The organism is Olsenella uli DSM 7084, assembly GCF_000143845.1.
GTDB classification, from domain to species: domain Bacteria; phylum Actinomycetota; class Coriobacteriia; order Coriobacteriales; family Atopobiaceae; genus Olsenella; species Olsenella uli.
On the sequence record NC_014363.1, the window covers coordinates 1 to 13,222 of the forward strand.

Consider the following 13,222-nt stretch of genomic DNA (forward strand, 5'->3'; position numbering starts at 1 on the left):
TAAATAGCTTTTGCAACAGAATTCTAACGCGGCCACTGGAGGATGTGTGAGCTATCAGGACGTGAAAAAAGCCTTTCCAGACAAACAGGGGAAAGTGATTTCAATAATCAATCAGAAGGGCGGCGTAGGGAAATCGACCACCGCTGTGAATCTTTCCGCATGCCTTGGAGAGTCTAAGAAGAAGGTGCTCGTAATCGACCTTGATCCACAAGGGAATACTTCCTCTGGTTATGGCATAGAGAAAGAAGGGTTGGAGCACGACATCTATGATGCCCTTCTGAACGATGTGCAGCTTGCTGACGTGATAGCTCCGACACTCGAGCCACACGTGTTTATCGTCCCTGCAACGATTCAATTGGCAGGTGCCGAAATAGAACTTGTCTCCGTTATGTCTCGTGAGAGCGTTCTGAAGGGGATACTTACTGGAATACGCGACGAATTTGACTATGTTTTCATCGATTGTCCACCCTCGTTAGGCCTTTTGACCATAAACGCACTTGTTGCTTCAGATGCGCTTCTCATACCTATTCAATGTGAGTTTTACGCGCTTGAGGGGGTCACAAAGCTCCTTGAGTCGATGAAGATGGTGAAATCGAGGCTCAATCCAGAACTTGACATCTTTGGTGTCGTTATGACTATGTATGATGCTCGGACGACCTTGTCAAAGCAGGTTGTCGAGGAAGTAAGCACTTACTTTGGCAAAAAGGTCTTCAAGAGTATCATTCCACGCTCTGTAAAGCTCTCTGAGGCCCCAAGCCATGGACTACCAATCAGCAAGTATGCCCGAATGAGCAAAGGTGCTCTTGCCTATTCACGCCTAGCAAGGGAAGTGGTACGTCGTGGCTAGAAAAAGTGGTCTCGGAAAGGGATTGGAGTCGCTCATGGGCGGCGCCGATGGAGAAATCGGCACCGTCGCTCCTGACTTATCGCTTTCCATTTCACGAATAAAGGCAAACAGGAACCAACCTCGTAAGAACTTTGATCCTGACGCCCTTGAGGAACTGGCAGACTCGATACGACAGAACGGAATCCTGCAGCCCATCCTTGTCCGAAAGAAGGGGAAAGACTATGAGATCGTCGCAGGAGAACGTCGTTATCAGGCCGCGAAGAAGGCAGGACTAAAGGAAGTTCCCGTTGTAATACGCGACATCGAAGACGAGGAGGTGTTTAAGCTCGCGCTGATAGAGAACCTTCAGCGCTCGGATCTCGATCCCATCGAAGAGGCCTTGGGATATCAGCGTCTAATCAAAGACAATGGCTTCACCCAGGAGGAGCTTGGAAGGGCGCTCTCGAAGTCTCGATCGGCCATCGCCAATACGCTTCGACTTCTCGATCTTCCTAAAGAGGTGCAAGAGATGATGGCAGCAGGAAAGCTGACTGCTGGTCATGCCCGTGCCATACTTGCGGTAGGAAGCGAGGACGGCAGGCTGAAACTCGCTCACAAGGTCGTAGGGGAGAATCTGACCGTGCGTCAGACAGAAAGTCTTGCTCCGCTCTTTTCTGGCATGAAGGGCGATAGGCCAAAAAGGCAAGCACAGCCCCAGTACTTCAAGCGAGCCGCACGCCAACTGAGGCTGGCGTTGGATACGAACGTGAAGGTGAAGACGGTACGCAACAGGAACAGGATAGAGATCGAGTTCAAAGACGAAGATGATCTTGTTCGTCTGGTGAATGTACTGAGTCCGGTCGAGCCTCTGGCAGGGGAGTGAGATGTCACGACTCCGACTTACGGCAGTCACTGTGACAGCTGTTACATGCGCGGTGATGGTTGGCTACAAGTTCCTTTTATCCGAGGAAGCAAGAGAGGCACTCCGTAGGACGTATAGCGTCACTGCCAAAATGACCTCGGCTGTGAAAGACAAGATTAATGACCTGGCAGGTATCGATGTGACGGAGGATGACGTGGAGCAGAACAGACGGAGCGTGCTGTCGCAATGGGAGTCCCTCGGATACTAGGGCTTCTGTGTGGTCCTCCACATAAAGGGATCAAGCGGATGGGAACATGTGTTCCCATCCGCTTGATCATATCCTGGAAACGAGGGACATTCCCAAGGCAGCACGAAGCCGCTCAGCGAGAGAGACGCTCCATCTCTTGGCGAAGCTGCCCACAGGCGGCGTCGATGTCGGAGCCACGCGAGTTCCTGATGGTAGCATCGACTCCTACGGCACCCAGCCTGCGAACGAATTCCTCGGCCCTCCTATCGGAGGAGGGTTGGAAGGGGGAGTCCTTTACGTCGTTAAGTCTAATGAGATTCACGTGGGCAAGGTTGCCACGACAGAAGTCGCACAGCGCCCCCATCTCGTCCTCGCTGTCATTGACGCCCTTGATGAGCGCATACTCGTAGGTGGGTCGCCTGCCCGTCTTGTCGACGTATTCCTCCATGATCTCGTACAGATGCAGTAGGGAGTATTTCCGAACGCCCGGCATGAGCATGTCGCGTGTGCGTTGTACGGCCGAATGTAGCGAGACCGCAAGCGTGAACTGCTCCGGCTCGCCCGCGAATCGCTTGATCATGGGGATGATGCCGCAGGTGGAAACCGTGAGGTGCCGTGCGCCGATCCCGGCTCCCTCGGGGGAGTTGAGCCTACGTAGGGCCCCAAGCGTTGCGTCGTAGTTCATGAACGGCTCACCTTGCCCCATGAGGACGACGCTCGTCACCCGTGCGTTGAAGTCATCGCGCGCATGCATGACCTGTTCGTAGATCTCTCCTGCCGTGAGGGAGCGCGTGAGTCCGGCAGCCCCCGTGGCACAGAAGGCGCAGCTCATGGCGCATCCCGCCTGTGTCGACGCACATACTGCCAGCTTGTTGCGCGTCGGCATGCCGACGCATTCGACGGAGACGCCATCCTCGTAGCGTAGGAGGTATTTCCGGCTGCCGTCAGAAGACTGCTGGCGACCCACCTCTCTTGGGCCCCCCAGGGAGCAGGCCTGAGAGAGGTGGGCGCGCAAGGATTTTGGAAGGTTGGACATATCATCAAAAGATGAAACGTTTTTCTCCCACACCCATTCCTCTATCTGTTTTGCGCGGAACCCCGGCTGTCCAAGATCCCCCAGCAGCTCAAGCAGCTGCCCATGTGACATGGCACGGAGGTCGCGCCTCTGTTTCCTCTTTTTTGCCGTGGGCTTGCCGCTATTCGCATCTTGCATGGTTTCGGGACCCCGTCTGTGCCTCAAAGTTCGTGTGGAGTATCCTCATCAGGACAGCTCACCCTACGACCTGAGTCTAGCGCAGTGCCCCTGCGCCCAAAGGAGTGCGTCAATGGAGAAGACCGACGTTACACAATGCGCAGTCGCCGTGCTCTCAGGTGGGTGGTCTGACGAGCGCGACATTTCACTGCAGTCGGGCATGGCGTGCATGGGTGCCCTGCGCGAGGCGGGATTTGTGCGCGTCGAGCTCCTGGACATCGCCGCGCCCGACTTCGCGGCCAGGCTGCTTGACGGACGTTTTGACGTCGCCTTCGTGGCGTTGCACGGACGCTATGGCGAGGATGGCTGCATACAGGGCTTGCTGGAGGTCCTGCATATACCCTACACCTTCTCGGGCGTACTGGCCTCTGCCGTAGGCACCGAGAAGGCCGTCGCCAAGGCGCTCTATCGTGAGGCAGGCATTCCCGTTCCTGAGGGAGTTGACCTTCCAGAGGGTACCAGGCTCACTTCCGACCAGGCAGACAGGCTGGTGCGGACGCTGGGACTCCCGCTTTTTGTCAAGCCCGCCGCCAACGGGTCGAGCTTCGGCGTGACGCGTGTCACGGAGACGGCCCAGCTTGCGGACGCGGTGGCACGTGCCGCCTCCGAGGGCGACCGCGTCCTCGTCGAGACCTGCGTCGAAGGTACGGAGATAACGGTCCCCGTCATCGGCAACGACGACCCCGTGGCGCTTCCCATCGTCGAGATCGCCTTCGACTCCGAGTTCTACGACGCCAAGGTCAAGTACGAGCCCGCCGCACTCCACCATGTCATCCCAGCTCGGCTTGACCAGACGACCTATGAGCGTGCCTCCGAGCTCGCGGTGCGTGCCCATAGGGCGCTCGGTTGCCGCGGCGTATCGCGTAGCGACTTCATTGTGACTGCCGAGGGGGCGCCCGTCATCTTGGAGACGAACACCATTCCCGGCATGACCGAGACCAGCCTCCTTCCCGATTCCGCCCGCCATGCGGGCATCGGGTTTCCCGACCTCTGCCGCCGCTTTGTCGAGCTTGCGCTCGAGGGACGCGGCGTGACGGGTGGCACCAGCGGTGGGGGAGAGGCGTAGATGTCGGGGGAGACCCCCCCTTCGGAGGGGCGCCAGCCCTCTGGGCCCGGGACCACGCCATCGGTTGACGTCCTCCTCCTTCCCGGGACCCCGCCCTCCGTGGCCACTCGCTATCGCTCTCTCGCCGAGCGTGCTAAGCACGCTGAACTGGGGCTACTTGGAGAGGACTTCGTCGTTCTCGACACCGAGACGACGGGGCTCTCCTTCAGGGACTGCGAGCTCATCGAGATAGCGGCGGCCCGCATCCGTGGGGGAGTGGTGGAGGAGCGCTTCCAGACCTTCGTCCACCCCATGGGCCCCATCCCTCCCGAGATCTCTGCGCTCACCCACATCAGCGACCTTGACGTCACGGATGCGCCGTCCGCCGTGGACGCGGTGGCCGCGCTCTCGGAATTTGTCGCAGGCGATCCCGTCCTTGCACACAATGCGACGTTCGATCGCACCTTCGTCGAGTCGGTTCCCGGTGGCAGGGACGTGAGCGACAACTGGATCGACACGCTGGCGCTCTCGCGCATCGCGCTCCCCCGGCTCTCGTCACATCGCCTTGCCGACATGGCGCGCGCCTTCGGCTGCGATTCCGCGACGCATCGTGCCACGGCGGACGTGGAGGCCCTGGCGGGGATGTGGCGCATCATGCTCGTCGCGCTCATGGACCTTCCCTCGGGCCTGCTTGACCTTCTGTCGACCATGCATGAGGAGGTCGACTGGCAGCTCAGGCCCATACTCTCCTATCTCGCCCACGAAGCGGCGGACGAAGGGGCAAGTGAAAGAGGAGCCGAGGTGGCGCCCTTCTCGCTCAAGCTCGCCCGTCGCGGCCTCGTAAGCGAGGGCCAGGGGCACGTGCGCGATGACGCGGCCGAGAAGGATGAGCCCCTCTCGGCCCCTACGCGCCTGGAGGTCGAGGAAGCCTTCTCGGCCGATGGGATTGTCGGAAGTCTCTATGCCCACTTCGAGGTACGTCCCGATCAGGTGCAGATGGCCCGCGAGGTCCGCGACGCGCTTGCGAGTTCGACCCATCGTTCGATCGAGGCGGGCACCGGTGTGGGAAAGTCCATGGCATACCTCCTCCCCGAAGTCCTCTTTGCCCAGCGCAACGACCTGACGGTCGGCATAGCGACGAAGACCAACGCCCTTACGGACCAGCTGGTGACCCACGAGCTTCCCATACTGGACAGCGCCCTGCCACAGGGCCTTCGCTTCACGAGCCTCAAGGGATACGAGCACTACCCCTGCCTCCACCGTCTCGAGCGGGCGGCTTTGGGCGAGCTTCCGACGGTGTTGGTGGAGGGGGAGTCGCGCTCGCTTGCTGCGATGGAGGCGGACATGCTCACCGCCATCGCCGTGACCTACGCATTCTGCTGCCAATCGCCCGAGGGAGACCTTGACGCGCTGGGCATCAGGTGGCGCTACGTTCCACGCATGATGCTGACGACGACCCCTGCGGAGTGCCTGCGCGGGAGCTGCCCCTATTATCCCAACGAATGCCTGGTCCATGGCGCCCGTCGCCGTGCGGCCTGCAGCGACGTGGTGGTGACCAACCATTCCCTCCTGCTCAGAGACGTCGAGATGGATGGGAGGATCCTCCCGCCCGTCAGGCATTGGGTCGTGGACGAGGCCCATGCCTTCGAGGCCGAGGCACGGCGACAGTGGGCCGTCGAGGTGTCCGGTGACGAGGCCCGCCAGGCCTTTGAGCTTCTCGGCGGCACGAAGTCGGGTGCACTGCACAACCTCATGGTGCAGACGGCCGGGCTCGAGGGAGCGGCCCTCATCCAGCGCCTCCTCACGAAGGCCGCCGCCGCCGTGGCACGCGCCGCCGCTTCGACGAGCGACCTCTTCCTCGCCCTTCACAGCCTGGGCTGCCTTGCGAGTGGTGGGGGAGGCTACGAGAGCACCACCCTCTGGATCGATGGGGGTGTGCGCCTGACTCCAGAATGGGACGCGCTGTCCGAGGTCGCCCACGTTGCCCTCGCCCGACTCGAGGAAGCCTCCAAGGACATGGACGAGACGGCGGAGAAGATCTCCGAGAGCTCACCGCAGTTGGGCGCCAACCTCATCGAGGCGGGTGGCTTCCTCCATGCCCTGCACGATGGCATCGACCTCATCGTCTCGGGCGAGGACGAGAGCTACGTGTACTCGGCACAGCTCTCTCGCCGCAGGAGAGACATCGGCAGCGAGAGGCTCCTTGCGGAAAAGATCGATGTCGGCGCAGACCTGGGAAGCCGTTGGCTTCCGGAGATGATGAGCGTCGTGTTCGCGTCTGCGACGATGGCCGTGGGGGAGAGCTTCGAGCACTTTGACCATTCCGTCGGCCTGGACCTGTTGGGCGGCTCGCTGCACAAGGACGTGCGCCTCTCATCGAGCTTCGACTATCGGGACAACATGGCGGTGATCGTCGCTCAGGACATGCCACAGCCAAACGACCCCAGATATCTTTCCGCTCTGGAGGACCTCCTCTTTGACGTTCACCGATCCATGGGGGGCTCGGTGCTGACGCTGTTCACCAACCGCCGTGACATGGAGCGGGTGTACGCGGGGCTGCAGCCCCGCCTCTCGCAGCTGGGCCTTCCCGTCATCTGCCAGGAGCGCGGCTCCTCTGCCCGCAGGCTGAGGGAGAGGTTCATGGCAGACAGAAGCTGCTCGCTCCTGGCCCTGAGGTCGTTTTGGGAGGGCTTTGACTCTCCTGGCGACACGTTGCGGTGCGTGGTCATACCCAAGCTTCCGTTCGCCAGCCCCTGCGACCCGCTCGTGCGTGAGCGGGAGCTGAGGGAGGAGCGAGCCTGGTGGCGCCACTCACTGCCCGAGGCCGTCATATCGGTCAAGCAGGCCGCGGGCCGACTCATCCGCAGCTCGAGCGACGCAGGCGTGCTCGTCTTGGCAGACTCGCGCCTCGTGTCAAAGCGCTACGGACGTCAGTTCACGTCATCTCTGCCCAACCCCGACTGCACGCGCCTCAAGCGCTCGAACGTGAGCCGCTACATCGGCCTCTGGAGGTCGTCGCACGAGTAGGGCGCCTCCCCCACGCTCGCCATCAGCCCTTTCCCAGCAGTCCTGTGGCGTAGTCCGATACCTTTCGGCGGAGGTCTTCGTCATCGACGATGACGCCATCGCCGCAGGCTGCCAGTCGACGGATGAGCCACATGCCTCCGTAGAACGGGATCCTCGCCCGCGTACGCCCTCCCCCCTCCGCCATGACCTCGAGCGCGGGCCAGCGGAAGAACTCAAGGAGCCTCGGGTCCGTGAACGTGAGCTCCACCTCGCGTGTTCCCGTGATGCTGCCGTCGCGTCGCGGGCCGTCACCCTGCGTCCCACCCTCTGTGACAGCACTTGTTCCGAGCTTTGTCATACGGTCGCAGCGGAAGGTCCTCTCGCCCCTTCGGACGAGGTCAAATGCGTCCAGGTACCAAAGCCCCCCATCATGCCTGAGGCCCAGCGGCAACACCAGACGCTCGCTGGGCTCGCCCGAGACCGAGCGGTAGGCAAAGGAGAGCTCATCCCCGGCGGCGATCGCCTTGGCGCAGGCACAAACGGCGCCATTGGGGTCGTCCGTCTCCAAGGACTCCAATGACGTCTGCACGCCCGGTCCGGTCACGGGGTTACAGAGGGCTCGCCTGACCTTGTCTGCCAAGACATCGCCTTGTGCCACTCCAAGCGCGCGCAAGGCGGCTTCCACTGCGATGGTCTCGCTGGTCGTAAGGCGCAGGGCCCGGCCCGCGACCCCACCGAAGCACAGCTCCACCTCCATACCGTCATCGTCTGCGCCCAGGCACAGGCGGCCCGTCCCCTCCTCGTCGGCGACGTCAAGCAGGAGGTTGAGCAGATGCCGGGCGTGATCCAGGGAGCATCCCATGCGGGCCGCGACCACTCCGGCGGAGAGCAGGTCGCCTTCGTGTCTCAGTGCGGAGATGAGCGTCACGAGCTCACGGGCCACCTCGATGCCGCCCCTGCGCCCCCTCCCGCGTCCAGCGGGACCCTCCCTAACGGCCATGCCGGCTCGCCTCGTCCAGAATGCGCCTGCGCTCCTCTACCAGCTCGGGCGGTCCAAGGGGGACGAGACCCACGTCGATTGACCACAGGGCCGCATCTCGTATGTCGGAGACGTCGACTCGCCAGGTCGATCCGTCAGGGGAGAGCGCTCCGTGTGTGGTCAGCGCCCGCCTCGCCTCCGGCGTCGCCGGGCGGGTGCAGGCGAAGGTCGCATGACCCTCGGTCGCGCCCATCTGGAAGGGGAGGAGCACGAAGTCGCGGATGTCAAAATCCTCCGGCACCACATAGCGCTCTTGCGCGCAGGCACGGACCCTGACAAAGCGATCAAGGCGATAGGTCTTGGGCGTCTCGGCGGGCCGACCCCTCTCTCGATCGTAGCGTACGGCAACGAAATAGGTGTTTCCCCTCAGGCCGAAGCTCCCGTAGAGGGCTAGCAGCCGCTCGCTCTGGCATCCGCGGGCGTCGGTGTACGTGACCTCGGCGGCCTCCCCACGCTCGAGGCACCCGCGTAGCGTCGCGAGTCGCATGTCCACGCCTTCGCCCGCATGCCCCACCCGCCTGGTTGCGAGCGTATTGTACGAGGAGTTGATCTTCGCGAGCGCGCGGGCGAGCTCATCTCGATAGGCAAAGGCACCGTCGCTCACAAGACCCGCACACGCAGCGTCTATGGTCAGAGCCTCGTGTGCGGTGAGCGCGTCACCGTCGGCAAACGAGAGCGTGCGGTCTACGACCCAGGTGGTCTCCCCACCTGCCCTCCGGTCCCCTCGCAGCGCGATGCCGCAGAGCGCCAGCCTCGCTCGGTCTCGCAGGAAGGTGCGTCGGAAGCTGTCCTCGGAGAGGTGGGGGTAGTAGAGTTCCCGGATGCGCCTGGACGTCAGGGCGCCTTGGGCATTCATGAAGGCTGTCGCCAGCGACGCCAGGCGCAGCGCCTGCTCGTCGTCCTTTGTACGACCCTCGACGGACTCCCGTGACCCCTTGCCCACACGCCCCTCCCCGCCCACCGCCACCGCAAAGCGTGTTCCCCTCGCGGAATATGGGTGCCATCAGCCTATTTGAGACGTCGTGCCTACGACAACTCGCATGATAAGACGTATACTCGGACAAATGAACGTCGGAAGGCCCTACTTGCCTTGTGCAAAGGACGTATAGCATGCCAAACTCACGCACCTACCTTGACTATCTGAACGAGAAGATAGACATCTCGCCCGCCAACAGCCAGGAGGAGCTGGAGGCCGCGGAGCTCGTCCGGTCACTCATGGACGAGCACGGCCTCGAGACGACCGTGCAGGACTTCACCGTGCCGGCTGCGGGGGACCTCCCCCACAACGTGCTCTACGTGGTCATGTTCCTGGGTATGCTCCTCTCGGGCATCCTGGGCAGTGCCGTGGGCCTGGTGGGCCTGCTGCTTGTCATCGCGGCACTAGCCCTGCTTGTGGCCGAGTTCAGCGGTCATGACCTCCTGGGCAGGCTTGGTCCCGCCGCACGCAGCCAGAACGTGATCGGCGTCCATCGCGCGACAGGCCCCCTCGTCGTCAAGGGTAACCGTCCCATCGTCATAGTCGCACACTACGACAGCCCCAACGAGGGACTGCTCTACCAGCCCCAGCTGGCCCGCTATCAGGTCCCCCTGCGCCGTGCGCGCTTTCTCTGCGTCATCGTCGTCTCTGTGCTCTCCCTGCTCCAGGCCATGCCCTTCCTGCCCACCACGGCCCGTCATGTCCTTTGGGTGCTGGGCATCCTGGCGTCGCTTCCCCTGTTGATAGTGGGCGTCTCCACGATCTACGCGCGCTTTGCCCCCTGCACCACGGGAGCCAATGACAACAAGGCCTCCATCGCGGCGATGCTCGGCGTCATGGATGCCGTGCGTCCCGCTGGGGATGAGGCGAAGCGCTATATGGAGCTTCACCCCCATACCGAGCCGGAACCCGAGCCCGTGGTCGAACCCGAGCCCGAGGATTACCCCGCCGCGCCCCTGCCCGTGTCGGGCCCCCGTCCCGGGCTTGATCTGGCGTCGGAGGAAGATCCTGCTTCCCCCCAGGCGGACGGGGACATCCCGTCTGTTTCGGATGAAGGTTCGTCCCCCGTCGGGGAGGCGCCGACACACGAACCTCCCGCTGCCCCCGCCCCCATGCCATCGGTGGATCGCGGGGGGCTTGTCGACTGGGGCGGCGTACGCCGTGGTCCAGAACTCATGCAGAGCCTGAACATCCTTCCGCCCGAGTGCGAGATCGTGTATCAGGAGCCGCCTGTCCCCAAGGTCGACCCCGCCACCCTCCCGGAGATCCCCCGGTTCACCGACAAGGACTTCGCCGATGAGCTGAACACGAAGTATGGCCTGGATGGCATCGGTTCCACGGCAGCTCCGTCGGAGGAGGGGTCGTCCCTCCCCGACGGAGAGCCCCCGTCTCAGACGACGCGACCCGAGCGCCACACGGGCTACGTGCCATCGTTCTTCTCACAGGCAAAGGGCAGGGCAGAGCATCCCGACACCCGCATCCGCCTGGGGAAGGGTTATGCCGGCAAGCCTGCCCAAGACGCGTTGCCCTCACCGGGACGCGACGAATACCCCACCTTCGACGAGGACTACCTTGTCGCCGAGTACGAAGTCATCGAGGATCCCACCAGTTCGCAAGAGGAGCCCTCTTCGCATCCGGACATCGTCACGCCCCTCGAGGAGACCATCGCTCCCTCGGGTGCTGCAGATGCCGACGTCGCCGCTGGCGTTGCCGACGCACTGGGGGTCCCCGACGCCACCGGCGCGCCTGCGGACGCCGCAACGTCTGCCGGTGTGATGGAGCAACCCACCCTCGAGCGGCCAGCGCCTGAGGTGACCAAGCCCTCCGTCCCCATGAATGTCCCCGAGGTCACGGCGACCACCCCTCCGCAGACGTTCGAGACGGAGTACAACTACTATGAGCCCACCTCGGCCGCCGACACCGTCGTGTCCGAGCCGGTCTCCGATCAGGTCACGCCTATCGAGGGGTTGCCCACCATCGAAGAGGCCCCCGAGGGCCTGGACGCGGAGGCAACGTCGTCGACAGGCCCCATGTCGCAAGACGCCAAGGCCAACGATGCCCTTCCCTTGTCTGCGTCCGGGACCGAGCCCACGTCTGGGGTGTCTCCCGCATCCGAGGAAACGCCTCCCGAGGTCCCGGGTGCTCCCGCATCCGCATCCGGCTTCGTCCCAGCCGTCCGTTCCGCCTGGGGCCGCCTCGTCGGCGGCATCCGCAGGCATACTCTCCCTGCCACCAGCGAGCCCTCGGCAAGCTCCGAGAATGAGGTCGGGGCGACATCGGGGGAAGCTCCCCTGGCCGAGTGGGAGCCCATCGGGTCACCCGAGCCAACCGAGGCCACCTCGCCCATGGCGGCCTCCGACGACGTCGAGGGTGACGACGCGGCCGAGAGAGGCGTGGTGCCTGCGACTGAGTCCGTCGGGCACGGCCGCGCTTCAGATTCCGAGACTGACCCTGGCTCCGGCGAGGAGCCTGTCGACGAGCCAATGGGGGAGGGGGCCGACGACGGGTCGACCGAGCACGATCCTGCAGCGTCCGACCCCGCCGCCACCATCGCGATTTCGGCGGCCACGCTCTCCATCGACGAAGACATTCCCGAGAGCGAGCTCGCCTCCAAGGACGCCACCGGCCTCGACACGCTCTCCGACGACCTCCCCTCGTCCCAGGATAGCGCCGATGAGGGAGACCGCCCCGCCGCTGTCGATGACCCCAACTGGGGCACGAGCGAGTTTCGTCCCGCCGAGCCCAACCTCGCCCGCCGCGCGGTCCTGTTCGACCTGCCCGACCCGTCCGAAGCCACGAGCGACCCGTTCGTGACGGACCCCGACGCCTCCGGTACCATGCCCCGGGCCTTTGACAACGTGCTCGTGAGGGGGACCGCCTCCACCAAGCTGCAACCCCGTTACGCAAGGGACAGCCAGCCGCGTGGAACACGCGAGACCATAGGCCTTCTGACCGGCTCCGAGGTGGGGATGCACTCTCAGGCGGCCCGACCCAAGGCAAGTGACGCCCGCCAGGCAGGCAAGAGGCGCCTCCGCTTCTTCGGCCACAGGGGCGATGCACGGCCCCAGCAGGAATCCCTGAGCGAGTGGCTGGGAGTCGAGGAGGACTACGACGCCAAGAAGGACGGCCGCGCCATCGGCAACTGGGACAACTTCGACAAGGCCGATGGGGAGACCAAGGTCGACCCCAGCGAGGGGTCCGGTGAGCCCCCCCGTCGCGGCGACTGGAAGGGTGGCGCCACCACGCGCTCGGACCTTCATGTGGTGGAGGGGGCCGACCCCACGGCCGAGGTTCCCCCTGACGCGCAGGTGATCGAGGCCCAGTCGCCCGAGGAGATGGAGCAGCTCCGTGAGGCCATCCTCGGCATGGGTGACGACGAGCTCGTCTCGCACGACGTCTGGTTCGTGGCCCTGGGCGCCTCGAGCCTACGCCGCGCCGGCATCAAGGAGTTCCTGGCGGGCTTCCGTCGTGACATCCGTGGGTCCTTCCTGGTCAACCTGGACTCCGTCGGGGCGGGTGACGTGACGCTCCTCACGAGCGAGGGCGCAGGCAAGACGCGCCGCGCCGACCGTCGCATGGTCAGGATGCTCATGGGCATCGCCGATGACCTTCACATTCCCGTGAAGCGCTCGCGCTACGACTGGGCATCGACAGACGCCACCCCTGCGATGCAGGCCTCGGTGCGTGCCGTGACGGTCATGGGTATGACCGACGACCGTCTGCCCGCGCTGTCCCACACCGCCGACGACACGCCCGAGAATATCGACCAGGGTCAGGTTGCTGCGGTGAGCGACATGCTCTGCGAGCTGATCCGCCGTTCGTAGACCTACCGCACCCATAGGAGCTGTGATAGAATCTCCTCTCGTACGCGGGCATCGCCAAGTGGTAAGGCAATGGCTTCCCAAGCCATCATCCGCGGGTTCGAATCCCGTTGCCCGCTCCATGGAGTGACAGGGGCCCTGCGGGGCC

Annotated in this window: 8 protein-coding genes and 1 tRNA gene; 6 read left to right on the forward strand and 3 right to left on the reverse strand. The window is 63.7% G+C overall.

Going from position 1 to position 13,222, the window contains the following annotated elements; genetic code table 11:
- The first annotated feature begins 46 nt into the window (after positions 1–46).
- Both OLSU_RS00010 and OLSU_RS00015 read left to right on the forward strand, forming a co-directional pair.
- A complete protein-coding gene (locus tag OLSU_RS00010) occupies positions 47–847 on the forward strand; it encodes a ParA family protein (protein ID WP_013250888.1) in 801 nt (266 codons plus the stop codon).
- Positions 840–1,709: a ParB/RepB/Spo0J family partition protein gene (locus tag OLSU_RS00015; RefSeq protein WP_041548724.1), complete on the forward strand. Its 870-nt coding sequence runs from the start codon at positions 840–842 to the stop codon at positions 1,707–1,709. The genes OLSU_RS00010 and OLSU_RS00015 overlap by 8 nt, the downstream gene beginning before the upstream one ends.
- Positions 1,710–2,068: 359 nt before the next feature.
- Here the strand turns inward: OLSU_RS00015 and rlmN are convergent, their stop codons facing one another.
- A complete protein-coding gene (gene rlmN, locus OLSU_RS00025; protein WP_013250890.1) occupies positions 2,069–3,148 on the reverse strand; it encodes a 23S rRNA (adenine(2503)-C(2))-methyltransferase RlmN in 1,080 nt (359 codons plus the stop codon).
- A 112-nt stretch (positions 3,149–3,260) separates the two neighbouring features.
- Between rlmN and OLSU_RS00030 the strand changes: the two genes are divergently transcribed.
- Both OLSU_RS00030 and OLSU_RS00035 read left to right on the forward strand, forming a co-directional pair.
- On the forward strand, positions 3,261–4,253 hold the full coding sequence (locus OLSU_RS00030; RefSeq protein ID WP_013250891.1) for a D-alanine--D-alanine ligase family protein: 993 nt from the start codon (positions 3,261–3,263) through the stop codon (positions 4,251–4,253).
- Positions 4,254–7,259 (forward strand): helicase C-terminal domain-containing protein, encoded by a 3,006-nt coding sequence (locus tag OLSU_RS00035; protein WP_013250892.1) that lies wholly within the window; start codon positions 4,254–4,256, stop codon positions 7,257–7,259. It begins immediately after the preceding gene.
- A gap of 22 nt (positions 7,260–7,281) precedes the next feature.
- On the opposite strand, the gene OLSU_RS00040 is transcribed toward OLSU_RS00035, so the two are convergent.
- Both OLSU_RS00040 and OLSU_RS00045 read right to left on the reverse strand, forming a co-directional pair.
- Positions 7,282–8,238, reverse strand: a complete 957-nt coding sequence (locus OLSU_RS00040) for a WYL domain-containing protein (RefSeq protein ID WP_013250893.1) — start codon at positions 8,236–8,238, stop codon at positions 7,282–7,284.
- Positions 8,228–9,220, reverse strand: a complete 993-nt coding sequence (locus OLSU_RS00045) for a helix-turn-helix transcriptional regulator (protein WP_013250894.1) — start codon at positions 9,218–9,220, stop codon at positions 8,228–8,230. The genes OLSU_RS00040 and OLSU_RS00045 overlap by 11 nt, the downstream gene beginning before the upstream one ends.
- Before the next feature lie 167 nt (positions 9,221–9,387).
- Here OLSU_RS00045 and OLSU_RS00050 point away from each other — a divergent pair, with 167 nt between their 5' ends.
- Both OLSU_RS00050 and OLSU_RS00055 read left to right on the forward strand, forming a co-directional pair.
- Positions 9,388–13,077, forward strand: a complete 3,690-nt coding sequence (locus OLSU_RS00050; protein ID WP_013250895.1) for a M28 family peptidase — start codon at positions 9,388–9,390, stop codon at positions 13,075–13,077.
- A 44-nt stretch (positions 13,078–13,121) separates the two neighbouring features.
- Positions 13,122–13,196: transfer RNA gene (locus OLSU_RS00055), tRNA-Gly, on the forward strand.
- The last annotated feature ends 26 nt before the right edge of the window (positions 13,197–13,222 follow it).

Bases quoted from the DNA above. Each gene is read 5' to 3' on its own strand.
- OLSU_RS00030 (WP_013250891.1), top strand. From the start codon at position 3,261: ATGGAGAAGACCGACGTTACACAATGCGCAGTCGCCGTGCTCTCAGGT.
- OLSU_RS00050 (WP_013250895.1), top strand. From the start codon at position 9,388: ATGCCAAACTCACGCACCTACCTTGACTATCTGAACGAGAAGATAGAC.
- OLSU_RS00040 (WP_013250893.1), bottom strand. From the start codon at position 8,238: ATGGCCGTTAGGGAGGGTCCCGCTGGACGCGGGAGGGGGCGCAGGGGC.
- rlmN (WP_013250890.1), bottom strand. From the start codon at position 3,148: ATGCAAGATGCGAATAGCGGCAAGCCCACGGCAAAAAAGAGGAAACAG.
- OLSU_RS00035 (WP_013250892.1), top strand. From the start codon at position 4,254: ATGTCGGGGGAGACCCCCCCTTCGGAGGGGCGCCAGCCCTCTGGGCCC.